We start from the raw sequence: 23,210 nt of genomic DNA, 5'->3' as shown, positions 1-23,210 counted from the left end.
GCCCGCCCGTTCTGTTTGCCTTATCAGGGGTCGCCGGATCAGCGAGCCCCCTAGATCAGCGAGTCGGAGAGGTGGTTCGGTGTGCCGAACCGGTGGGCCGTGATGCTGACGGCCTGCTCGTGCAGGAACGGCAGCATTTCAATACGGCCGGCCTCCGTCACCTCGTGGGCGTAGATGGCCAGATCCGGACGGCCGCCGGTCGCTTCGGCCAGGTCAGCGGCGGAGCCGCCGATCAGGCGGATGCGACCGCCGGACAGCTGGCCGGCCGCGGCGCGACGGGCCGCGGATGCCAGCCACGCGGCGTCGTCCTCCACCGTCACGGCGATGTCCAGCCCGGTGAGTACGGAACGCAGCTGGGCGGGAAGTTCGACGCCGGACGAAACGGTGAGCGGGGCGCCGGCAAGGACGCCGGCGGCTACTGTCCGGACGAGCGGCCGGAGGGATTCGCCGTCGGACAACCTGACGGTGACCGGCAGCGCACGGTAGCGGAAGATGTTCCGCTCGGCGCTGAGGTTCGAGACGTCTTTGGCGGTGCCGAATTCGTCTGCCCAGGCGAGGGCATCGGAGCCCAGCGCCCGCCGCAGCGCCTCGGTGTCGGCCGCGCTGAATTCGCCCGTCAATGCGTCCAGGAGACGCTGCACCCTGCGGTTGGCGATGCCCGCCGCGCCGCCCTGGGTGCTCTGGGCGCTGGCCCAGTCGCCGAGGCCGGCGAGGTAGTTGGGGCCGCCCGCCTTGGTGCCGGCGCCAACCGCCGACTTCTTCCAGCCACCGAACGGCTGGCGCTGCACAATGGCACCGGTGATGCCGCGGTTGATGTAGAGGTTGCCTGCCTGGATGGTGTCCAGCCACACTCCCAGCTCGTCCGTGTTGAGGGAATGCAGGCCGGCGGTGAGGCCGTACTCGATCTGGTTCTGGATGGCGATGGCTTCTTCCAGGGTGTCTGCGGTCATGACGCCGAGGACGGGGCCGAAGAACTCGGTCAGGTGGAAGTAGGAGCCGCGCTTGACGCCGTAGCGGACGCCCGGGCTCCAGAGCCGCCCGGTGCCGTCGAGCTTGCGGGGCTCGACGGCCCAGTTCTCGCCGTCGCCGAGGGTGGTCAGCGCGTTGAGCAGCTTGCCCTTGGCCGGCTCAATGATCGGGCCCATCTGGCTGGTGGGATCCTGCGGGTAGCCCACTTTGAGGGAGGTCACGGCGTCGATCAGCTGGTTGTGGAACCGCTTCGAGGTGGCCACGGAGCCCACCAGGATCACCAGCGAGGCGGCGGAGCACTTCTGGCCGGCGTGGCCGAAGGCGGAGTAGGCAACATCCTTGGCGGCGAGGTCCAGGTCGGCGCTGGGCGTGACGATGATGGCGTTCTTGCCGCTGGTTTCGGCCAGCAGCGGCAGGTCCTTGCGGAAGGAACGGAACAGTTCGGCGGTCTCGTAACCGCCGGTGAGGATCACGCGGTCCACGGCAGGGTGCGAGATCAGCTGCCGGCCGAGCTCGCGTTCACCCAGCTGCACCATGGTGAGCACGTCGCGCGGCACGCCGGCCTCCCACAGCGCCTCGATCATCACGGCACCGCTGCGGCAGGCCTGCTTGGCGGGCTTAATCACGACGGCGGAGCCGGCGGCGAGTGCCGCGAGCGTGGAACCGGCGGGGATGGCCACCGGGAAGTTCCACGGCGGGGTGACCACGGTGAGCTTCGCCGGAACGAACGTGGCGCCGTCCACCTGGTCCAGCCTGCGGGCGGACTCGGCGTAGTAGTGGGCGAAGTCCACGGCTTCGCTGACCTCGGGGTCGCCCTGGTCGATGGTCTTGCCGGTTTCGCTGGCCATGACCTCGAGCAGCTCCGCGCGGCGAGCCTCGAGGACGTCGCCGGCGCGGTGCAGGATTTCGGCGCGTTCAGCACCGGACAGCGCGCCCCAGGCGTTGCCCTTTTCGACGGCCGTTGCGATCACGGTATTGAGGGTGTCCGCGTCGGCGATGGTGGCGGCTTCAACGGAAGCGTTGCCCAGCGTCGATGTCGGAACGCGGTCCAGGATGGCCCGGCCCCAGTCACGGTTGGCGGGCAAGGACGGGTCCGTGTCCGGGGTGTTCCGGAAGCCGGTGCGGGGCATCGGATCTTCCGGAAGGCTGCGGTTCTGCCTGCGGTTGGGCGGCGGGACCTCGTCGTCGAGCTTTTCCAGCGATGACAGGAAGCGCTGCTTTTCGCGCTCGAACAGTCCCTCGTTTTCGCTGAGCTCAAAGACGGCGGACATGAAGTTTTCCTGGCTGGCGCCCTCTTCGAGGCGGCGGATCAGGTAGGCGATGGCGACGTCGAATTCGGCCGGGTGAACCACCGGCGTGTAGAGCAGCAGGGAGCCGACGTCCTTCTTGACGGCCTCGGCCTGGCCCTGCGCCATGCCGAGCAGCATCTCGAATTCGATGCCCTGCTCTGCGGTATCCGCGATGCCGCGCTGCTTGGCCAGCAGCCAGGCGAAGGCGATGTCGAACAGGTTGTGGCCTGCAACGCCGATGCGGACGTTGGAGATCCGGTCCGGGTGCAGCGCGTAGTTGATGACGCGCTTGTAGTTGACGTCCGAGTCGAGCTTGGTGCCCCACGTGGCCAGCGGCCAGTCGTGCAGCGAGGACTCCACCTGCTCCATGGGAAGGTTGGCGCCCTTGACCACGCGGACCTTGATGGCCGCGCCGCCGTCCGCGCGGCGGGCGGCCGCCCATTCCTGCAGCCGGATCATGGCGGCGAGGGCGTCCGGAAGGTAGGCCTGGAGCACGATGCCGGCTTCCAGGTTCTTGTATTCCGGCTTGTCCAGGATCCGGGTGAAGACCGCAATGGTCATGTCCAGGTCCTTGTACTCCTCCATGTCCAGGTTGATGAACTTGGGGCTGGGGAACGAGGCGGCGCGGGTGAAGAGCGGAGTGAGCTTCTCGACGACGTGCTCCACGGCCTCATCGAAGGCCCAGGCGGAGTGCGGGGCCACGGTGGAGGACACCTTGATGGAGACGTAGTCCACATCCGGGCGGGCCAGCAGCGTGTGGGTCCCCTCGAGCCGGCGGGAGGCCTCGTGCTCGCCGAGTACAGCCTCGCCGAGGAGGTTCACGTTGAGCTTGATGCCGTCCTTGCGGATCTTGGCGATGGCCGGGCCCAGCTTGGAGTCGGTGGCGTCAACGATGAGGTGGCCCACCATTTCGCGAAGGACCTTCCGGGCCACGGGAATGACAACCTGCGGAAGGACCGGGGCCATGAGGCCACCCGCCTGGACAGCGCTGCGCATGTACCAGGGCAGGAAGGCGGGAACCTTCGGGGCGAGGGCGGCAAGGTTGCGGGCGGCGACGCGCAGGTCTTCGGGACGGACCACGCCGTCTACGAAGCCCACGGTGAAGTCCAGGCCGTTGGGGTCCCTGAGGACGCCGGCGAGCTGCTCGGCGGAGGCGTCCACGGGAACCTTGCTGGCCTCGGTCAGCCAGCGGCGGACGAGGGCGATTGCGTCGGTGGCCAGAGCTGTCGCTTCGGCGACGTCAGACCCTGCCGAAGGGGTGGCGACGGCGCCGGTGACAGCGGCGTCCTTGCCTGCCTGCACGCGGTGATCCGTTGCGGTGTTGGTCATGGCTTTCCTCGTTCTTTCAATGCGATTTGATCGTCTTATCCATCAGTATGAGCCTCGGGTCCCTTAAGATAAAGCGACCTTTCCTTAGCAATACACATTAGAAATACCGATCGTTCTGTATTTATGCCGGACAGCCCAAAACGGCGTCCCCTCCGGCGCCGACGCGGGACGTGAGGAAGGGTTCGGGAAATCCCCGCGGGACGTGAGGAAGGGTTCGGGAAATCCCCGCAGGACGTGAGGAAGGGTTCGGGAAATCCCCGCGGGACGTGAGGAAGGGTTCGGGAAATCCCCGCAGGACCTGATGGAGCGTTGGGGAAATCCCCGCGGGACGTGAGGAAGGGTTCGGGAAATCCCCGCAGGACGTGAGGAAGGGTTCGGGAAATCCCGGCAGGACGTGAGGAAGCGTCGGGAAACCCAAACGCTCCATCAGCTTCTGTCGCCTTTTCCCAAACGCTCCATCAGCTCTCGCCGCTAAAAGACAAACCCTCCCGCACCTGGGGTGCGGGAGGGTCCGTCGGCATGGCAAAGAACGAGGGAGCTACACGGGCGTGTGCATCTCCACAGCCTCGTTGTGCCGCGGGCTGTTCGGGTTCATGAGGGAGTGCCGCTTGCCGTAGCCGAAGTAAATCACCAGGCCGATCACGAGCCAGATGACGAAGCGCAGCCAGGTTTCCCAGTGCAGCTGGAACATCAGGAAGGCAGAGGCCAGGACACCGAAAGCGGGGACCACCGGCATCAGCGGCAGACGGAAGGTGCGCGGCGCCTCGGGCTTGGTGTAGCGGAAGATGATCACGGAAACACACACCACCACGAACGCGGCGAGGATGCCGATGTTGGTGAGGTCGGCGACGGCCTTCATGGGGAACACGCCGGCCAGAAGCGCGGAGGCAATGCCGCCGATCCAGGTCACGCGCTGCGGGGTTCCGTGCCGGTCGGTCTTCGAGAACCAGCCGGGGAGGAGGCCGTCACGGCTCATGGAAAACCACACGCGGGTGACGCCGAGGAGGAACGTGAGCATCACGGTGAGGATGGACAGCACGGCAAACACGGAGATGATGGTCGCGATGACGGGAAGGCCGACGCCCTGGAACGCCGACGCGAAGCCGGCAGCGGGATCAATGTCCTTGTAGTTCTGCATGCCCGTGAGCACGAGGGTGGCGGCAACGTAGAGCAGCATGGCAATGATGAGCGACAGGATGATCGCCTTGGGCATGTGCTTCTTGCCGTCGGTTGCCTCTTCGGCCGCCGTACTCATGGCGTCGTACCCAAACACGGCGAAGAACACGGTGGCTGAGCCGGCCAGGACGGGCCCGAAGCCGCTGGGCATGAACGGGTTGAAGTTCTGGGTGTTGATGTAGAAGACGCCCAGCCCGATGATGAAGAGGATCAGGACGACCTTGATGGCAACGGCGATCAGTTCAAACCGGCCGAAGGTCTTGGTGCCGCGGGAGAGGATCCAGGTCACCAGCAGACAGACAAGGATGGCCGGGATGTTGATGATGCCACCCTTGCCCTCGTCCACCGTGGACGTCATCCATGCGGGCATGTGGATCCCGATGCCGGACAGGAAGGCGTCAAAGTAGCCGGAGATGCCGATGGCCACCACGGCCACGATCGCGATGTACTCCAGCAGCAGGTCCCAGCCGATGAACCAGCCGATGATTTCGCCCAGGGCGACGTAGCCGTAGGTGTAGGCCGAGCCGGCGCGGGGGATCATGCCGGCGAACTCTGCGTAGGACAGCGCGGCGGCGGCCGAGGCCAGGCCGGCGATCAGGAAGGAAATCAGCACCGCAGGTCCGACGCCGGGCGTGTCCGCGCTGCCGTGCGCCACCAGGCCTGCCAGGGAGAAGATGCCGACGCCGATGATGCCGCCGACGCCGATGGCGGTCAGCTGCCACAGCCCGAGGGACTTGAATAGGCCGCTGTGCTTGTTCTCTACTTCGATATCGTCAATGGGCTTGCGCCTCAAGATTGACTGCGACGGATCTGTTGTACTCATCGGGACTCCTGCGTAGGTGCGGCCCCATCATTTCGCCCTGTGATGGGGGTAACTCAATCTGTTTAGTATGCAAGCGTTGTTGCATTAGATAAAGTGCATACTTCTAACCAGTATTCGTTAGTCCAACTATTCATTTGTGCGATCCAAGGAACAGTCCATGCTTGATGTCCGCCGGTTGAGGCTGCTCCGCGAGCTGAAGATCCGGGGCACGCTCGCCGAGGTGGCAGCAGCCCTGCAGTTCAGTCCTTCCTCAGTTTCCCAACAATTGGCCCTGCTTGAGAAGGAAGTGGGGGTGGAACTGCTCAGGAAGACCGGGCGGCGCGTGCAACTGACCCCGCAGGCCGAGGTTCTGGTGGCGCATACAGCCCACCTGCTGGAAACCCTGGAGCAGGCCGAGGCGGACCTGGCCGCATCCCTGACCACCGTCTCGGGCACAGTACGGATCGCCGTCTTCCAGTCCGCGGCGCTGGCTCTGATGCCTGATGCACTGACCCGGCTCGCAGCGACATACCCCGAGGTTCGGATCGAGATGACGCAGCGCGAACCGGAGACGGCGCTGCATGAGACCTGGGCCCGCGACTTCGACCTGGTCATCGCCGAGCAGTACCCCGGCCACGCGGCGCCCCGCTACCCCGAACTGGACCGCGTACGACTCACAGGCGACGCCATCCGCCTCGCAGTGCCGCCGCCCGCCGAGGGCAGGGCGAAAGTCGAGTCACTCGCAGACACTGCGGAGATGCCCTGGGTGATGGAACCGCGCGGCGCGGCGTCGCGGCACTGGGCCGAGCAAGCCTGCCGGAGTGCAGGCTTCGAGCCCGATGTCCGCTTTGAAACAGCTGACCTGCAGGCCCAGATCCGGCTGATCGAGTCCGGAAACGCCGTCGCCCTGATGCCGGATCTGGTGTGGACCGGCCGGGGCACCACGGCCAAGCTGCTGGACCTTCCCGGCAAGCCGAGGCGGACGGTCTTCACGTCCGTGCGGCGCTCCGGCGCGCAGCGCCCAGCCATCCTCGCCGCCCGCGAAATCCTCGCTTCCACGGCCGCCTCCATTGCGGCCGCCCAGGAAATCGATACCGGAGCGGACGCCTCCGGCGCCCCCGCGACAACGAGCGCACCGGCCACAACAGCAGCAACGGCACCAATAGAAGGAGCGGCAGACGGAACAACAAAAGACGGAGAAGCGGTGTAGCGGGGTGTTCCCTGGCTCACAGCCAAGCGTTGACCCCGGCGTTAGACTGTTGACGTTATGAATCGCACAATGTTTAAGTCCAAGATCCACCGGGCCACCGTCACGCACGCGGACCTGCACTACGTGGGTTCCGTCACCGTTGACCTGGACCTGCTCGACGCTGCCGACATCCTGCCCGGCGAGCTCGTGGCCATTGTGGATGTCACCAACGGCGCCCGCCTCGAGACCTACACCATCGCCGGCGAGCGCGGTTCCGGCGTCATCGGGATCAACGGCCCCGCAGCCCACCTGGTGCACGAGAACGACACCGTCATTCTGATCACGTACGCGCAGATGACCACCGAGGAAGCCAGGGCGTACCAGCCCAAGGTTGTCCACGTGGACAAGGACAACCGCATCATCCAGCTGGGCAACGACCCCGCCGAAGGCCTCACGCCGGGCCTGCTTCGGCCTCCCTTCGCGCTCAACAACGCCGCACTGAGCTAACTTCAGCGCGTGGCCAACTCTGGCGCGGTCCTCGAGTAACAGGCCAACGCAACCGCGAGATCCCTGCCACAAGACCAACCGCGGCTGAATAAATCTGATTAGGCTGGGATGGTGGATGCCACCCCCTGCCCAAACATGCCCCCGGCGGCAGCCCCGTGCTAGGCGTCCTCGCAGGCTTTTTCGTGGTCTGGTCCATCATTCTGGTGGGCATGTTCGTGGGCAGGCGCAAGATCCTGGGCGAGAATGCCCGCCAGGTCCTGAGCGGACTGACCTTCTTCGTGGCCAGTCCCGCGCTGCTCTTCGAGACGCTCAGCCGGGCGAGCCTGCACGACGTGTTCGCCGCTCCGCTCCTCGTGGCAGCAGTCGGCGCCGTCACCACTGCCGCCCTGTTCTTTGTCATCGTCAGGTTCCTGCTCAAGCGGAGCGTTCCGGAGTCACTGATGTCGTCCATGAGCGCCTCACTGGCCAATTCCGCCAACCTGGGTATCCCGATTGCCGTGTACGTCCTCGGCGACGCCAGCCATGTGGCTCCCCTGCTGATCTTCCAGCTGGCATTTTTCACGCCGATGTTCCTCATGGCCCTCGATGCCACCACCAGCTCGCACCGGACCACGCCGCTCCGGTTCGTGATGCTGATCCTGAAGAATCCCATGATCGTCGGTTCCGCCCTTGGCCTGCTGGTCGCAGGAACGGGCTGGCAGGTCCCGCCACTGCTGCTGGAGCCCATCCATCTGATCGGCGGCGCCGCAATCCCGGCCATGCTGATGGCCTTCGGCATGAGCCTGAACGGATCAAAGCCCCTGCAGGCGGCCGCCGGCAGGAGAACCGATGCCCTGCTGGCCAGCGGCTTCAAGCTCTTCGTGCACCCGGGCGTCGCCTACCTCTTTGCGCGCTTCGCCCTCGGCCTGGACGGCCCGGCACTGTTCGCCGTCGTGGTCACCTCCGCCCTGCCTACCGCCCAGAATGTGTTCGTCGCCGCCAGCCGGTACAAGGCCGGGCTCACGGTCGCGAAGGACACCGTCCTGATCACCACCATCGTGGCCGTGCCCGCGATGATCGGTGTGGCCCTGCTTCTGGCATAACTGCCGCCCGTCCCTAACCGCGCCGCGGCTGCCACCCGAACTGGAGGAAATCTTGAACACCACCCTGGACACCGTCATCATCGGAGGCGGAGCCATGGGTTCCGCCGCAGCCTGGGCGCTGGCTGCCCGTGGGCGGGACGTGACCCTGCTCGAGCAGTTCACGCCCGGCCACCATAAAGGGGCTTCGCACGGCGCCACCCGGAACCTGAGCCTTGCCTACGCCGAGCCCGAGTACGTCGCCATGCTGGCCGAAACGCTGAAGCTCTGGGCCGAGCTCGAAGACGAGAGCGGCGAGCGGCTGCTGGCGCGCACCGGCGTCGTCAACCACGGCCCCGACCCGCGCATCGGCGAGATCCACGCAGCGCTGAGCAGAGCCGGGCTGAGGGCGGACTTCGTGCTGCCCGCCGAAGCCGGCGAGCGCTGGCGCGGCATCCGCTTCGACCAGCAGGTGCTCCACATGCCCGACGGCGGCCAGCTCAACCCGGAGGCCGCCCTTCCGGCGTTCCAGCGGCTCGCGGCGAGGAACGGTGCGGCAATTCGGCATGGCGTGAAGGTTGTGGGGCTGGAAATACTCGACGACGGCGTCCGGCTCACCGTGGACGACGGCGGCCGGACGGAGGTGCTCACCGCCCGGCAGGCGGTGGTCACCGCGGGCGGCTGGACCTCCAAGCTGCTCGCAGGCTCAGTCACCACCCCGCGGCTGACCGTGACCCAGGAACAGCCGGCCCACTTCGGCATCACCGACGACGGCGCCACGTGGCCGGGCTTCAACCACTTCCCTGGCCAGGACGGGGACTACGCCGGCTGGTACTCCCCCGTGTACGGCATGCTGACCCCCGGCGAGGGCGTCAAGGCCGGCTGGCACGGCGTGGGGCCCGTGGTGGATCCGGACCGGAGGTCCTACCTGCCCGAACCGCGCCAGCGCGCAGCCCTCCAGCGGTACGCGAGGAATTGGCTGCCCGGCGTGGACGCCGATGCGATGACCGACATCAGCTGCACCTACACCACCGCCCCGGACCACAACTTCGTGCTGGACCGCATCGGCCCCGTGGTCATCGGGGCAGGCTTCGCCGGCCACGGCTTCAAGTTCACGCCGCTGGTGGGCCGGATCCTCGCGGACCTTGCCACCGGCGCGGGCCCTGCGCCGGCGATCTTCGCGGCTTCCCGGGCGTAGGTCCCGGACAGGACAGGGCTAGCTCCGCTGGTGCCGGTCCAGGAGCCGGGCGCAGCGGATGAACCCGAGGTGTGAGTACGCCTGCGGGTGGTTCCCCAGGTGCGTCTCGGTGCCCGGGTCGTATTCCTCCGGGAGCAGGCCGGTGGGGCCGAACAGGTTGACCAGCTGGTCGAAGAGATCCCAGGCGTCGGCGATCCGGCCCACCGCCACGTACGCCTCAATCAGCCAGGTGGTGCAGATGTGGAACCCGCCCTCCAAACCCGGCAGGCCGTCGTCGTACTTGTACCGGAAGACCGTGGGTCCCACCCGCAGTTCCCGCTCCACGGCCGTGACGGTGTCGAGGAACCGCTGGTCGTTGACGTCGAGCAGGCCGGACAGCCCGATGTGCAGGACCGCGGCGTCGAGGTCGGGGCTGTCGTAGGCGACGGTGTAAGACGCGGAACTGTCGTCCCAGCCCTCGCGGAGGACCTCGTCCCGGATGGTGGCCGCCGTGTCAGCCCAGGCCGGCTCGGGGCTGCGGCCGTGGCGTGCGGCGGTGCGGAGGGCACGGTCCAGCGTGACCCAGCACATCACCTTGGTGTAGACATGGTGGCGCGGTGCGCGGCGCGCCTCCCAGATGCCGTGGTCCGCCTCATGCCACCGTGCCAGCACGGCACTGGCCATCTGGACCAGCAGCTCCCAGTGCCCGTCCGCCAGCGAACCCTGGCACTCGCTCAGGCGGTGGATCAGCTCCGCGATCGGGCCAAAGACATCCAGCTGGACCTGGTGGTCCGCGGCGTTGCCGATCCGCACGGGACGCGATCCCGCGTACCCGGGCAGGCTCTCGATGATGGCCTCCGTGGACAGCGGTGCACCGGTGACGGAATACAGCGGATGCAGCCACTCCGGCCCCGGGGCGTTTGCCAGGATGCCGGTCAGCCAGCTGAGGAATCCTTCTGCTTCCGCTGTTGACCCCAGATCCACCAGGGAGTTGACGGTCATCGAGCCGTCGCGCAGCCAGCAATAGCGGTAATCCCAGTTCCGGGTCCCGCCGATGCCCTCCGGAAGGGACGTGGTGGGGGCCGCGAGCACTGCGCCCGTGGGCTCATGGACCAGCGCGCGCAGCACCAGGGCCGAACGCCGCACCAGCGACGGTTTGACGGACGGCAGCGCCAGGCCCTGCACCCAGCGGCGGGAATGATGGGCGACGGCGGCCCGGCGGTCCGCCTCGTCCGTCACCGCCGCGCCGGAAGCCGACGGACGCTGTGGTTCCGTATCGCCGCACCGGAGGTTGAGGACCACCGGCCCGTGCCGCAGGTTGACCTCTGCAGTGGCCGTGGCGTGACGCCCGTCCGAGGTGACGGCGAAGCTGATGCCCGGTGCCAGCAGGATGATGGGATCAGAGGTGCCGACGACGTGAAGCTCACCGCCGCGGGCCTCCATGCTGAACGGCGCATTGGCGTAATCCGGCCGGGGCGCGAAGACGATCCGCGCCGCGCCGGTGCCGGACAGTACCCGGACCAGGCTGGTGATGCCTTCCGGCGCGGGTTCAAGGTAGTCGGTCACGGTGACGTCCGCCCACCGCGTTTCCACGATCATGGTGCTGTCCACGTACCGCTGGCCGAGCACCCGCGACGCCTTGACCGGTTCCACCGAGAAGTGCCCGGCGGCGTCGCCGCCCAGGATGTGGGCAAAGAGCGAGCCCGAGTCCGGCAGGGGGTGGCTCATCCAGCAGATCTTGGCCTCGGGCGTCACCAGCGCCGTGGAGGAGCCGTTCCCGATCATGGAATGGCGCTCCAGGCCGACGGCGTCCTCACCGAAAAGCCAGGCCCGGCGCAGCTCGAACAGGATTCCGAGCACGCGCGCAAACGACTCCGGATCCTTCAGCCGGTGTTTGGCCGACGTTGGCAGGTCACCCACCCAGAGGCCCATGTCCGGGCCGCGGAGCGTGGCCATGGCCAGTTCGTCGCTCATGGCGTCACCCGCGTACAGCGCCGCGCTCACACCCAGCCGGGCACGGAGGTGGTCCAGGGCATCGGCTTTGGAGGGCTGCGCCACGGACAGGTCGAGGACAGAGCCGTCCACGATGAAGAACAGCCCCAGGGCCCGGGCCACCTCCTCCGCTTTCCGGGCGCACTTGGCAACGACGTCCGGGGCGGCGGGCCGGGTGTGGACCGAGACCGCGACGGGCTTCCGTTCGATGGTGATTCCCTTGTAGGCGCCCACCGCTTCGAGCAGCGCCTGGTTGGCCTGCTGCAGCACCGACTCGGTGGCCAGGGACAGTCCGTGGGCGAATCCCATGTCGAACTCGGCGCCGTGCGAACCCACCAGGTGGACCTCGGCGGGAAGCCTGGAGACCGCGGCCAGGTCACGCAGGGACCGTCCGGAGATGACGGCCGCATGGGTGTTGGGCAGGGCGGCCAGGGCGCGGAGGGCGATGGCCGCGCCGCCAAGCGGCAATGTTTCCGTGGAGATGCCTTCGGCGGCACACAGGGTGCCGCCATAATTGCAGGCGACGAGCAACCCGGGCGTCCGGGCCAGAACCTTCAGTTCGCCGAGCAGCTGGGGTGTGAGCCCGTCGTCGGCAGCCTCCGACTGGACGAAGGCCCGCAGCAGGCCCAGCGGAAGGGATTTGGTCAGCAGTGCGGAATCAGCCACCGTCTGGTTAAGCGGAGTGGGCATGCGCGGTAATCCTTCGGATCATCCCCAATCGGTCTTGGACACCTCAAGTGTCCGGCACGGCCGTTTCCCCTGAATATCCCGGCTATTGCGTTCGTGTAACTTCGCGGGCCGAAGTTACAGCCAACTGGATTCAGCAGTTGGGCGAATCGTATTCGTAGGCTCCGGCATCAGCGGCGGCCGTTCCGGCACAGTCCCCGTTCTGCACTGAGGGCTTGCTCATGAGATCCATTGTGTAGGGCGTGGTGCCGGCCCTGTCGATGGCGGGGCTGGTGCCCGTCAGACGGAGGTCCGCCGGAGCACCCACGAAGCGGGCCGCCGCCGTCGTGGACGTGCTGTTCGGAGTGATGTTGACGGGACCGTTCAGGACGTTCTGCTTCTCGGTCCAGCCGGAACCGTTGATCCACAGGGAGTTCTTGACGCCCACCAGGATGTTGGCGCGGATCACCGTCGAGGCGGGGCAGGTCGCGTGGCAAACGACCGCCTGCGACTGGGTGCCGGTCAGGTAGACGGTGTTGAACTCGAAGACGGTGCCGTTGGTGGGGCCGAACGACGTTCCGTTTCCACGGGCAATCAGGCCCTTGGCCTCGGAGCAGTTGGCGCCGCAGGTTGATCGGATGAGGTTGTAGCGGAACGTGTTGCCGTCTGCCGTTCCCGAGGACTTTCCAAGTTCGGAGAAGTTGTTGTTGTCCAGCGACACATTGTGGTGAATGCTGTTGCGGTTGCCGTTGTAGATTTCGAACGCACCGCCGTCCTGGTTGTAGTCATAGGATTTGCCGGTGGACCCGCTGACGGTGTTGCCGGAAAACTCGTTATCGCTGCCGTTGATCAGCACGCCAAAAGCCCCGGAGTCGTCGCCGCAGTTCACTGCGGCCGACGTTCCGCAATTAGTGCCCGGCGTATTCACATTCATGACGTTGTTGCTGGCCAGTGAATTTCCCGTGTATTTGCCGAAGTCGGAGCCGGCGCCGACTTTGAGCCCCACCGCATTGTAGGACGCACTGGAGTTCCGCACGGTATTGTGGTCGCCGGTAACACTGATTCCGGCGTATCCGCAAGTCAGCGCACGGAGGCCCTCGACGGTGGTGTAGTTGCCGTTGATCCGGATACAGTTTCCGGATTTCCCGCCGGTGATTATGGGGGCGTTGCCCGTGCCGTAGCTGTTCAGCGTAATGGGGGCGGTGGAGGCTCCGCTTTGTGCGGTGACGACGCCGCCGCTGAAGGTGTCGCTTCGGCGGAAACTGACCGTGTCACCAGGCTTGAGAACCGCCTGGTTTACCCTGGACAGCGTCTTCCAAGCCGCTGTGCTGGCCGTCCCGGAGTTGCTGTCGCTGCCGGCGGCGCTGACATAGTACGTGGTGCCGGCGGCGGACGCCGGAGCAGCAGCCCCGGCGATTAATCCGCCGGCCATGAGGAAGATCGCGAAAATAGCGGTCGTAGTTGATTTAATTTTCATGTCCCCCACCCGGAAAACCTGCGTCTGCAGAAACTTTTGGAGCATCCCGAATTGCAGGCGCGGTTCGGCCCGTAATCAGGAGCAAATTGAGACCTTGCGCAACTAAAGCTAGGTTCTGCCGTTGCCGAAGTCAAAAGATATCTGCTAATAATTTCTTTCCCGTTGGGTTCAGACGCTGACCAGTCCGGCCACCTCTGCAAGGAGCTCAACCGAACGCAGCCGCTCTGTGGTTCCGGTGCTCTGGTGCGCCACGATGAGTTCGTCGGCGTCGGCGTGCCGGGCGAAGCCGTCCAGGTAGTCCAGGACGACGTCCGGGGTACCCACGGCCGAGTACTTCATCATCTGCGACACGTGCTGTCCCTGCGGCGAGTCCAGGATCATGTCGGCTTCGTCGTCGGTGAACTGGCGCCCGCCACCGAAGAACAGTGAGACGCGGGCCCGCATCGTGGCGCGCAGGATCTCCTGGGCATCCGCGGCGGCGTCGGCGGCCACCACGTTCACGCCGGCGATGACATGCGGCGCGGCAAGCTGCTCCGACGGCTTGAACTCCCGGCGGTACACGGCGACGGCGTCCTGCAGCGCGTTCGGGGCAAAGTGCGAGGCGAAGGCGTACGGCAGCCCCAGCTGGGCCGCCAGCCGGGCACCGAAGAGGGAGGAACCCAGAATGTAGAGGGGAACGTTGGTTCCCTTCCCCGGCGTTGCCTCAACGCCCTGCACGCGGGTGGGCCCGGACAGGTAGCCCTGCAGTTCCAGGACATCCTGCGGGAACGTGTCGGCCGCATGCGGGTCACGGCGCAGCGCGCGCATGGTGTTCTGGTCGCTTCCAGGGGCACGGCCGAGGCCCAGGTCAATCCGGCCGGGATGCAGGGTTTCCAGGGTGCCAAACTGCTCGGCGATGGTGAGCGGTGAATGGTTGGGCAGCATCACGCCGCCGGCACCCAGCCTGATGCTCCCGGTGTGGGCGGCAACGTGGGCGATCAGCACGGACGTGGCAGAGGACGCGATGGCAGACATGTTGTGGTGCTCGGCGTACCAGACCCGCCGGTAGCCGAGCTTTTCGGCCAGCTGGGCCATCGCGACGCTCCCGGCAAAGCTCTCCGCCGCCGTCTGGCCCTTGCCGATGGTTGCCAGGTCGAGGATGGAGAGGGGAACAGTCACGGCAGGACGGCCTTTCGTAGGGGGTTGCGCAGCTGCCGGCCCCGCTGTGGTCCGGCACGTTGGGAACAACGACGGCGGAGCCCGGGTTATTTCTTTCCGCGCCGGTGACGCTGTCCACATATCCCGTCCATTCGCCTCCCGCTATGCTGGCGGCATGGCCAACAAGTCCACCGCAGATAAAGTAGCCACCATCCAGAAGGGTTACGCCCTGGAGGGTGCCACCATCGAACTGGGCGCCGCCATCGTCGACGGCGAACTGCACAAGGACGCGCCGGTCCGGCTGCCGCTGTCCATGATGAACCGGCACGGGCTCGTGGCCGGGGCCACCGGCACGGGCAAGACCGTCACCCTGCACATGATGGCCGAGCAGCTCTCGACCGCCGGGGTGCCCGTGTTCCTGGCCGACATCAAGGGCGACCTCTCCGGGCTTGCCACGGCGGCCACCGGGAGCGACAAGCTGGCCAAACGGACCGAGAGCATCGGTCAGGCATGGTCCGGGAAGACGTTTCCGGTGGAGTTTCTGGCCCTCGGCGGGGACGGCGACGGCATCCCCGTCCGCGCCACGATTACGTCCTTCGGGCCCATCCTGCTCTCCCGCGTCCTTGAGCTCAACGACACACAGGAATCAAGCCTCCAGCTCGTGTTCCACTTTGCGGACAAGAACAACCTTGAGCTGGTGGACCTGAAGGACCTGCGTGCCGTCATCCAGTTCCTCATCTCCGACGAGGGCAAGGAAGCGCTCAAGGAACTGGGCGGCCTGTCCAAGGCCACCGCCGGCGTCATCCTCCGCGAACTGGTGACCCTCGAGGCGCAGGGCATGGAGCGGTTCTTCGGCGAACCGGAGTTCGACACCGCCGAGCTGCTCCGCACGGCCCCTGACGGGCGTGGCGTCATCAGCTGCCTGGAGCTGCCCACCCTGCAGACCAAGCCGATGGTCTTCTCCACGTTCCTGATGTGGCTTCTCGCGGACCTGTTCGAGGACCTGCCCGAAGCCGGCGACCTCGACAAACCCAAGCTCGTGTTTTTCCTCGACGAGGCGCATCTGCTCTTCAACGACGCCTCCAAGGCCTTCCTGGAAGCCATCACCACCACCGTCCGCCTGATCCGTTCCAAGGGCGTGGGCATCTTCTTCGTCACGCAGACCCCGAAGGATGTCCCGGCGGATGTCCTCGGGCAACTGGCCAACCGCGTCCAGCACGCCCTCCGGGCATTCACGCCGGAGGATGCGAAGGCGCTCAAGGCGACCGTCTCCACCTTCCCCGTCAGCGACTATGACCTCGAGGAGACGCTGACCTCTGCGGGCATCGGCGAGGCTGTCATCACCGTCATGAACGAGCGAGGCGCCCCAACGCCGGTTGCCCTGACCCGCCTGCGGGCACCGGAATCCGTTATGGGTCCCAGCACCGCCGAACTGGTCAGGAGTACCGTGGCGGGATCGGCGCTGCTCGCGAAGTACGGCACTGCAGTGGACAACGTCTCAGCGTACGAGAAGCTGACCGGCAAGGCTGCGGCGCCCACCGGCGCCGCGGCACCCGGGCAGCCGCCGGTGCCCTCGCCCGAAATATTCGTCCCCGGCAGTCCGGACCCAACAGCCATCGACAACGAAGCCCGCCGCATCGAGGAAGAGATCCTCGGCCGCCCCAGCAGCAGGCAGTCCGGCGGCGAGCCCAGCAGCAGCCAGCCGGCCCCTCCGCCCCCGGCCAGGCGCCAGGCTCCGCAATCCGGCGGCATGATGGATGACATCACCGGCGCCCTCGGCGGGGTCTTTGGCAGCGGCCTGAAAAGCATGGCCCGGTCCATGGGAACGCAGCTGGGCCGGGAACTCCTGCGGGGCGTTTTCGGCACCTCGTCCCGGCGCCGCCGCTAGCGCAAGGCGCCGCCGGCAACGGCGCCGGGGCCCCCGCCGTCGGGCATTACTGTGCCCCTGGCGGGCGTCATGGGGACCGGTGCTACTCCAGAGTTACCTGGCGTTGCAGGTAACGTGGGGTGCGTGCAAATGAGTCAAGCGTTGGTGAAGACGGCGGCCGGATGGCTGCTGGGCCTCATGCTTGCCATTGTTGGCGCCATCATTTCGGTCAATCTGGTCAACTCCTCCGTGGCCAGTCCGCAGCAGCCCGTGCGCGAATATATTGAGGCCCTGCAGCACGGCGAAGGTGAACGGGCGCTGGGCCTGCTCCGCGCGTCGGTGCCGGACGCCGACCCCGCAATGCTCGACGGCACGGCCCTGCAGACGTCGGCTTCACGGATCACGAATGTCAAGCTCGGAGCCGCAGTTGCGCGTGGCGGCAACCGGGTGATGGTACCGATGGACTACACGATCGACGGCAGCCAGCTGCACACCGAGTTCCTGCTGGAAAGCACCGGAACCGAATGGCTGTTCTTCCACAAATGGTCCTTCGTGCCCACCACGCTGCCCACCGTGGACGTAACGGTGGTGAACTCCAGCGAGGCAACGATGAACGGCGTGCCGGTGAACATGCCCGGCGGGCACAGCAGCTTCTCGGTGTTCTACCCGGGCGAGTACGAGGCGTCCCTCAACGGCCAGTACTTCGCAGCTCCCCCCACCCGGGCCACAGTCTCCGGACGGGAGGCTCCCGCCGCCCCGCTGAACCTGCTGACACATGCCACGGACGAACTGAACCAGGCGGTGTCCGCCCGGGTCAAGGAGTTCCTGGACAAGTGCGCCACGGAGGCCAGCCAGCAGCAGCGGCTCCAGCCCGACTGCCCGTTCTACCATGTTACAAACAACCGGATTGAACCCGGGACAATCAAGTGGAGCATCACCGAGTACCCGAAAGTCACCATCGAGCCTTTTGACGGCAAGTGGGTGGTGGCGCCGCTGGACGGCAAGGCCAAGATCACGGCCGAGGAGGTCGACCTGTTCACCGGAGCCGTCTCGCCGCTGGACGTGGAGCACGAATTCAGCTTCACGACGCGGCTGGACATAGCCGGCGACACCATCAAGGTCACGCCGCTCCTCACCTTCTAGGGCTGCGCTCTCCAGGGGCTGCCGCAATACGCTGGAACGGCTGGACTGGCCCATCTTCGACGTCCGATCCCCGGTTTCAAGGCTTCAGTGACCGCCGGTAAGGCCCAAAACCGGGCTGCTCCGGCTGCGGCCAGCGCGATGAACCACGGTTCAGGACCTCCCGTACCTGCGCCAACATGGCTTCCGGGGCGTGAACGACGTCGTCGTAGAAGAAGCGGAGGACCGGCAGCCCCCGCACGGCGGCGGCATTGTCCCGCCGCCGGTCCTTCTTGAACTGCCGCGACTCTAGGTGGAAGGCGACGCCGTCGAGCTCGACGATGAGGAAGCCTTCCAGCAGGAAGTCCACTGTTCCGATCCCATCGAGCCAAACCTGGGTTTCGGTGGCGATCCCCGCATCCCGGAACAGAACGCGGGCCAGAGTCTCCAGCAGTGAATCGGAGCCCCGTTCCACCCTTGCCAGGACGTCCCGCGCCTTCCCGCAACGGTTGCCAGCGAGGTGCCCGCGCAGGAACGTGGGGTCGATGTCTCCGCGGTTGTAGGCGCACTCCACCATCACCAGCGATTCCAGGGGCGGCAGGCAGAGCAGGGATTGGAGCAATACATCCGGGAGCGCGGCGACGGTTCCGTGGCGTCTCTGCTGCGTCAGGGCAAGTCGGTGACTGACACAACCCTCTGCCGCCCGGCCGTTGCTGTGCCAATAATGGGGCTGCGTTGCCGGACGGAGTTGCCACAGGCCGAACCTCGGAGCGGCTGATACGCACGTCAGGAGGCCACGCACGCGTCCGGCCGCCACAAGCTCGGGGTCCGCCCCGGCCACGGCAAGCAGCCCGCGCCCAACCCGCAAGACCGCACCGCTGCGGACAGCATGGCGGATACTTGTCTGCGAAGCACCCCTGGCCAGCACGTCCCGAGTCAGAAGCACTCCGCCAGCGGATTTGATGATGTACGCGGGGTCCACACGACCACCCTGCCTGCTGCAGGACTCCCGTGTCAGGCTCTACCTGATCCATGTGAATAACCGCCGCTCCCCGGCGGCTGGGCAGGCCCAGTTTTGGACCCCAGACCGACGACGACGGCCCGGCTTTCGCATCGCTAGAACGGAAAACCGGGCCACTTCAGCCGGGCGTCAGCTGTAGCGCGGTGGACCTTAGTCCATGCCGCGCAGGTCCAGCACCAGGTCGGTGTCGCCGTCGGCCTGCAGCACCACGGGGATGCCCCAGTCCTGCTGGTAGAGGTGGCAGGCGGCGTGGTCCGGGATCTCGCCGTCCTCGGTTTCCGGACCGTCGCAGGCAGCAGCCCGGGCCGTAATGTGCAGCACGCCCTCCGGGACGTCGGAGGCCAGTTCCAGCGTGCGGAGCAGGCCCACGGAGGTGCCGCCGCCGGACACAAGCAGCCCCGGCGGCGTGGAGGAGATCTTCAGCTGCGTGGGGTCGCCCCAGCGGTCATCGAGCTTCTGGCCGGTGGGCGCCGTGAAGCGGACCGTGAGCTCCAGCAGACCGGGCGCCACAGGGCTCTTGGGCCGGTGCGTCTGGGAGGCGCCCTCGTCCACCTGCTGCGCTTCCTTGGGGATGGGCACGTACACGAGCTGGTGCTTGTTCGCCTCGACCACCACCAGCAGCGGCTCGGAGCCCGCCACCTGGGTGTGGTCGACAATCACGTCCGATGGCTCGGCCAGACCCCGTGCCAGCGTGGACACGGTGCCGGCGGCCGGGTCGTAGCGGCGCACAGCACCGTTGTAGGTGTCGGCAATCGCCACGGAGCCATCCGGCAGCACGGTGACACCCAGCGGGTGCTGCAAGCGCGCCGCGGACGCCTCGCCGTCGCGGAAGCCGAAGTCGAAGAGGCCCTTGCCCACGGCTGATTCAACGGTGACCGTTCCGGCGTCGTCGATCACCAGCTTGCGCAGGGCAGAGGTCTCGGAGTCGGCCACCCAGATATTTCCGTTGGCGTCCTCGGCCAGACCGGACGGCTGCGCAAACCAGGCCTCGTGGGCGGGCCCGTCCAGCAGACCTTCCAGTCCGTTGCCGGCGACGATCGAGACATCGCCGGTGAGCGGCTCGAAGCTGAAAATCTGGTGCACGCCGGCCATGGCGATCACCACGGCGTTCAGCTTGCTGGACCAGACGACGTCCCATGGCGAGCTGAGCGCAACATTCAGGGGGTGGTCCCCCAGGCGCCCCGTAAAGCCGGCGGCGTCCTCGTCCACGCGGGCGGGCCCGGTCTCGAGGAGCCGCTGCACGCCGCTTCCGGCGAGGGTCGTGACTGTTCCGTCGGCGAGCGACAGCCCACGCAGGCGGTGGTTGACGGAGTCGGCAACTACGACGTCGTAGCCCGTCTTCGCTGCCACGTCTTCCGGCAGCAGGACAAGACCCTGAGGTTCGTTGAACCGGGCGACGCCGGCGGGGCCGTCGGCATGGCCCTTGTCCCCGGAGCCGTAGGTGCTCAGCACAGTCTGGAAATCGGTGTCGAGTTCCAGGACGCGGTGGTGGCCGGTATCGGTGACCAGCCAGGTGCCGGCGTCGGGCTCTTCGCCTGACGCCGATGCCGAACCCCGGCCGGCGGGCAGGTAGAGGGCCTTGCCCGGGAACCGCAGGGTTCCCGACGTCGGCTCCGGGGCCACGTACGGGCCGTTGCCGCGGTGCAGGGTGCCGCGCGCCTCGTGTTCGGCGATCAGCTCGGGAATAAGCACGCTCAGGCCGTCAGCGTGGCCTTCACCCGACAGGTGCGCCACGATGTAGCCCTCGGGGTCAATGACCACCAGAGTGGGCCACGCGCGGGCCGTGTAGGCCTTCCAGGTTTCCAGCTCGGGGTCGTCCAGGACCGGGTGGTGGATTTCGTAGCGTTCCACGGCGGCGGCCAGCGCGACAGGATCGGCTTCGTGCTCGAACTTCGGAGAGTGCACGCCCACGGTGACCAGGACGTCGGAGTACTTCTCCTCCAGCGGCCGGAGCTCGTCAAGCACGTGGAGGCAGTTGATGCAGCAGAAGGTCCAGAAGTCCAGGAGCACGATCTTGCCGCGCAGGGCTTCCAGGTCCAAGGACTTGCCGCCGGTGTTCAGCCAGTTGCGGCCCACCAGTTCGGAGGCGCGGACCCGGAGGTGGGTGCGTACGGTTTCGCTCATCAGCGTCCTTCCAGCTTTGAGTTGCGTTCAGCCAGCTTGGCGTCGCGTTCGGCCAATTTGGCAAACATATCGTTGTAAGCGGTGAGATCGGCGTCGTTATTCCTGTCCGCGGCCCGGTCGGTGCGCCGGGTTTCGCGTTCATCTGACCTTGACCACATGATGGCGACGCCGATCGCCACCAGCAGTGTGGGCACTTCGCCAATGCCCCAGGCCACGGCGCCGCCCATCTGCTGGTCCAGCAGGGCCGAGGCTCCCCAGGTGCGGCCAAGGTTGCCGAAGTAGTCGGCGGCCAGCAGGTTGGTGCCGCCCATGATGGCTACGCCGAAGAACGCGTGGAAGCCCATCGTGGCCAGCAGGAGCAGGAGCCGGAAGGGGTACGGCGCGCGTCGCGGCAGCGGGTCGGTGCCGATCATGCTGAGCACGAAGATGTAGCCCGTCAGGGCAAAGTGCAGGTTCATCAGCTCGTGGCCCACGTGTTCCCGCATCGCGAGGCTGAAGGCGTCCGAGTAGTAGAACAGCACGATGGAGCCGGCGAAGTTGGCGGCCGCGAACAGCGGGTGGGTAACCACCTGCGAGAACTTCGAGTGCACGAACAGCAGGAGCCATTCCCGGAGGCCACGGGACCCGTCCCTCCTTGCCGGAAGTGCCCGGAGCGCCAGCGTCACGGGGGCGCCGAGCACCAGGAAGATCGGGGCCACCATGGTCAGGGCCATATGATCCACCATGTGCGCCGAGAACAGGACGCGGCCGTATACCGACGGCGGTCCCGACGTGATGTAGGTCAGCACCACCAGGCCGATGATCCAGTTCGTAGTGCGGAACCAGGACCATTTGTCCCCGCGTGCGCGGACCTTGGCCACGCCGAGCAGGTAGGACACCAGGCCGAAGACTGCGACGGCGACCCAGAGCCAGTCCAGGCGCCACTCGGTGAACCAGCGTGCGGGCGTCAGTTCCGGGGGCAGCTCGTAACCGGAGAGGATGAAGGCCGGAGAAGCGTCCGGGGCGTAGGTGGTGGGTTCGGGCGGGGCGGAGCGGCCCAGTGCGACGGCGATGCCGGACGTGGCTCCCATGATCAGGAGTTCGGCCAGAATCAGCTGCCAGAGGACGCGCCGCGCGGACATGGCCGCCCCCGCGCGTGCCAGTTGCGGGATGACCCACTGCCTGTGCATGAAGCCGATTCCGCCCAGTACCAGTGCTGCGGCCGTCTTCGCGAGGATCAGCTGCCCGTAGGCCGAGCCAAACAGGTCAGCCCAGCTGGTCACCCGGATGCTCGCGTTGACGATGCCCGATGCGAACACCAGCGCAAAGGCGAAGCCTGCGAGCGAGGAGAACCGGCGGAGGACGGGTTCGGTGATGTCCTGGCTTCCGGGCGCGGACGCCTGGCCGCTGCGGGCAGAGTTACGAGGCGCAAGGCTACCGGAGAGGAGCACGAGCAGGATGATGCCGCCCACCCAGACGCTGACCCCCACCAGGTGCAGGCCCAGCGAGTTGATAGCACCTTCGTGGTCGCTGGAGCTGGCGGAGTGGCCGATCAGGGCGGTGGGAATCAACCCGATCACTGCCAGCAGCAGCGTAAACGCGAGACCGGTCAGCGAACGGACCCCGAAGAGGGCGGTTGTCACCACGGCGGCAATAATCGTCACGGCCAGCCAGGCGCGCCCAGTTTCAATGTCCGTCATGAAGTACACGAGGGCACGGGTGAACTCGGCGTCGCCGGAGATGCCCTGGCCAGCCACGTCGGAGTACGTCAGCACCAGGACGGCGATGGCGGACAGCGTCCAGGCCACGCCCGCTGCAGCCGCGATGGCCAGGGCGCGGGTGAAGGCCGGGTGCTCGGGGGCGTCGGCATCCTTCGACCGCGCATCTCCCAGCCTGTGCGGCAGGATGCCCGCGGCGAAGATGAGTCCGCCGATGACCGTGGCCAGGGAGACGTTATGGATGGCCTTGCTGACGGGCAGCCCCCAACGGACCAGCGCGCCGGGATCGGAAACCTCGCGGGCGGCCGCCGCCCCGGAGAACAGCAACGCGGCCACCAGTCCCAGGAAGAGGGCACCGAGACCGGCCAGCTGCCAGGCACGCTGAATGCCGAAGGCGCTGTCAGTAGCCCGCATGCCCGAATCGGGCGCGGGTTGCGGGGTTAGGGGTTTTGCTGCTGAGGGCACCTATCCATTGTCCGCTACCGTCGCCAAGGCGGCGAATCGAGGGTTTTGGCGAATCCAGGGTTAAAAGCAAGAGGAGCGGCAACCCTCGGGTTGGCGCGCCACGGAGCGGGCCAAAGACGACGTAATTGGTTAAGCCGCCGTCAGCATGG

14 protein-coding genes and 1 pseudogene are annotated in these 23,210 nt (G+C 66.8%); 6 read left to right on the top strand and 9 right to left on the bottom strand.

What is annotated here, in order from left to right:
- Positions 1 to 50 precede the first annotated feature (50 nt).
- Both ACFQ50_RS06475 and ACFQ50_RS06470 read right to left on the bottom strand, forming a co-directional pair.
- Positions 51 to 3,587: a bifunctional proline dehydrogenase/L-glutamate gamma-semialdehyde dehydrogenase gene (locus ACFQ50_RS06475; protein ID WP_377994710.1), complete on the bottom strand. Its 3,537-nt coding sequence runs from the start codon at positions 3,585 to 3,587 to the stop codon at positions 51 to 53.
- Positions 3,588 to 4,125: 538 nt separating this feature from the next.
- Complete coding sequence (locus tag ACFQ50_RS06470; RefSeq protein WP_377994709.1) at positions 4,126 to 5,586, bottom strand: amino acid permease; 1,461 nt, start codon at positions 5,584 to 5,586, stop codon at positions 4,126 to 4,128.
- Positions 5,587 to 5,743: 157 nt separating this feature from the next.
- On the opposite strand from ACFQ50_RS06470, the gene ACFQ50_RS06465 reads away from it, so the two are divergent.
- From ACFQ50_RS06465 to ACFQ50_RS06450, 4 genes are all read left to right on the top strand, one after another.
- Positions 5,744 to 6,775 (top strand): LysR substrate-binding domain-containing protein, encoded by a 1,032-nt coding sequence (locus ACFQ50_RS06465; RefSeq protein WP_377994708.1) that lies wholly within the window; start codon positions 5,744 to 5,746, stop codon positions 6,773 to 6,775.
- A 57-nt stretch (positions 6,776 to 6,832) separates the two neighbouring features.
- The gene (gene panD, locus ACFQ50_RS06460) at positions 6,833 to 7,261 is read left to right on the top strand and encodes an aspartate 1-decarboxylase (protein WP_377994707.1); all 429 of its coding nucleotides are present in this window, start codon (positions 6,833 to 6,835) and stop codon (positions 7,259 to 7,261) included.
- A 155-nt stretch (positions 7,262 to 7,416) separates the two neighbouring features.
- Positions 7,417 to 8,343, top strand: a complete 927-nt coding sequence (locus tag ACFQ50_RS06455) for an AEC family transporter (protein WP_377994706.1) — start codon at positions 7,417 to 7,419, stop codon at positions 8,341 to 8,343.
- A 52-nt stretch (positions 8,344 to 8,395) separates the two neighbouring features.
- Positions 8,396 to 9,517 carry an FAD-dependent oxidoreductase gene (locus tag ACFQ50_RS06450; RefSeq protein WP_377994705.1) on the top strand — a complete coding sequence of 374 codons (1,122 nt, stop codon included), beginning with the start codon at positions 8,396 to 8,398 and terminating at the stop codon, positions 9,515 to 9,517.
- 18 nt (positions 9,518 to 9,535) lie between these two features.
- On the opposite strand, the gene ACFQ50_RS06445 is transcribed toward ACFQ50_RS06450, so the two are convergent.
- The 3 genes from ACFQ50_RS06445 to ACFQ50_RS06435 all read right to left on the bottom strand — a co-directional run bounded on the left by ACFQ50_RS06445 (position 9,536) and on the right by ACFQ50_RS06435 (position 14,789).
- Positions 9,536 to 12,178 carry a trehalase-like domain-containing protein gene (locus tag ACFQ50_RS06445; RefSeq protein ID WP_377994704.1) on the bottom strand — a complete coding sequence of 881 codons (2,643 nt, stop codon included), beginning with the start codon at positions 12,176 to 12,178 and terminating at the stop codon, positions 9,536 to 9,538.
- A 130-nt stretch (positions 12,179 to 12,308) separates the two neighbouring features.
- Positions 12,309 to 13,631, bottom strand: coding sequence for a hypothetical protein (locus tag ACFQ50_RS06440; RefSeq protein WP_377994703.1), 1,323 nt, complete (start codon positions 13,629 to 13,631; stop codon positions 12,309 to 12,311).
- Between the two features lie 168 nt (positions 13,632 to 13,799).
- Positions 13,800 to 14,789, bottom strand: a complete 990-nt coding sequence (locus ACFQ50_RS06435; protein ID WP_377994702.1) for an LLM class flavin-dependent oxidoreductase — start codon at positions 14,787 to 14,789, stop codon at positions 13,800 to 13,802.
- Between the two features lie 154 nt (positions 14,790 to 14,943).
- Between ACFQ50_RS06435 and ACFQ50_RS06430 the strand changes: the two genes are divergently transcribed.
- Together ACFQ50_RS06430 and ACFQ50_RS06425 are read left to right on the top strand one after the other, a co-directional pair.
- Positions 14,944 to 16,656 (top strand): helicase HerA-like domain-containing protein, encoded by a 1,713-nt coding sequence (locus ACFQ50_RS06430; RefSeq protein WP_377994701.1) that lies wholly within the window; start codon positions 14,944 to 14,946, stop codon positions 16,654 to 16,656.
- A gap of 129 nt (positions 16,657 to 16,785) precedes the next feature.
- Positions 16,786 to 17,778, top strand: a complete 993-nt coding sequence (locus ACFQ50_RS06425; protein ID WP_377994700.1) for a hypothetical protein — start codon at positions 16,786 to 16,788, stop codon at positions 17,776 to 17,778.
- 76 nt (positions 17,779 to 17,854) lie between these two features.
- Here ACFQ50_RS06425 and ACFQ50_RS06420 read toward each other — a convergent pair whose 3' ends face one another.
- From ACFQ50_RS06420 to ACFQ50_RS06405, 4 genes and pseudogenes are all read right to left on the bottom strand, one after another.
- Positions 17,855 to 18,376: an endonuclease domain-containing protein gene (locus tag ACFQ50_RS06420; protein ID WP_377994793.1), complete on the bottom strand. Its 522-nt coding sequence runs from the start codon at positions 18,374 to 18,376 to the stop codon at positions 17,855 to 17,857.
- A gap of 228 nt (positions 18,377 to 18,604) precedes the next feature.
- Positions 18,605 to 18,700 (bottom strand): annotated as a pseudogene (locus ACFQ50_RS06415) (type IV toxin-antitoxin system AbiEi family antitoxin domain-containing protein); the annotation flags it as partial.
- Between the two features lie 225 nt (positions 18,701 to 18,925).
- Positions 18,926 to 20,899 carry an NHL domain-containing thioredoxin family protein gene (locus ACFQ50_RS06410; RefSeq protein WP_377994699.1) on the bottom strand — a complete coding sequence of 658 codons (1,974 nt, stop codon included), beginning with the start codon at positions 20,897 to 20,899 and terminating at the stop codon, positions 18,926 to 18,928.
- A complete protein-coding gene (locus tag ACFQ50_RS06405; RefSeq protein ID WP_377994698.1) occupies positions 20,899 to 23,010 on the bottom strand; it encodes a cytochrome c oxidase assembly protein in 2,112 nt (703 codons plus the stop codon). The genes ACFQ50_RS06410 and ACFQ50_RS06405 overlap by 1 nt, the downstream gene beginning before the upstream one ends.
- Positions 23,011 to 23,210: the final 200 nt, after the last annotated feature.

The sequence above is a fragment of the Arthrobacter sp. NPDC056493 genome (assembly GCF_042795115.1).
Taxonomy (GTDB): Bacteria; Actinomycetota; Actinomycetes; order Actinomycetales; family Micrococcaceae; genus Arthrobacter.
The sequence above is the reverse complement of the archived record's forward strand: the minus strand, read 5'-3'. Positions and strand labels throughout refer to the sequence as shown.

What these genes read in the sequence shown, in the direction of transcription:
- ACFQ50_RS06470 (WP_377994709.1), bottom strand. Translation starts at nt 5,586, where the DNA reads ATGAGTACAACAGATCCGTCGCAGTCAATCTTGAGGCGCAAGCCCATT.
- ACFQ50_RS06445 (WP_377994704.1), bottom strand. Translation starts at nt 12,178, where the DNA reads ATGCCCACTCCGCTTAACCAGACGGTGGCTGATTCCGCACTGCTGACC.
- ACFQ50_RS06475 (WP_377994710.1), bottom strand. Translation starts at nt 3,587, where the DNA reads ATGACCAACACCGCAACGGATCACCGCGTGCAGGCAGGCAAGGACGCC.
- ACFQ50_RS06430 (WP_377994701.1), top strand. Translation starts at nt 14,944, where the DNA reads ATGGCCAACAAGTCCACCGCAGATAAAGTAGCCACCATCCAGAAGGGT.
- ACFQ50_RS06465 (WP_377994708.1), top strand. Translation starts at nt 5,744, where the DNA reads ATGCTTGATGTCCGCCGGTTGAGGCTGCTCCGCGAGCTGAAGATCCGG.
- panD (WP_377994707.1), top strand. Translation starts at nt 6,833, where the DNA reads ATGAATCGCACAATGTTTAAGTCCAAGATCCACCGGGCCACCGTCACG.
- ACFQ50_RS06440 (WP_377994703.1), bottom strand. Translation starts at nt 13,631, where the DNA reads ATGAAAATTAAATCAACTACGACCGCTATTTTCGCGATCTTCCTCATG.
- ACFQ50_RS06410 (WP_377994699.1), bottom strand. Translation starts at nt 20,899, where the DNA reads ATGAGCGAAACCGTACGCACCCACCTCCGGGTCCGCGCCTCCGAACTG.
- ACFQ50_RS06405 (WP_377994698.1), bottom strand. Translation starts at nt 23,010, where the DNA reads ATGCGGGCTACTGACAGCGCCTTCGGCATTCAGCGTGCCTGGCAGCTG.
- ACFQ50_RS06425 (WP_377994700.1), top strand. Translation starts at nt 16,786, where the DNA reads ATGAGTCAAGCGTTGGTGAAGACGGCGGCCGGATGGCTGCTGGGCCTC.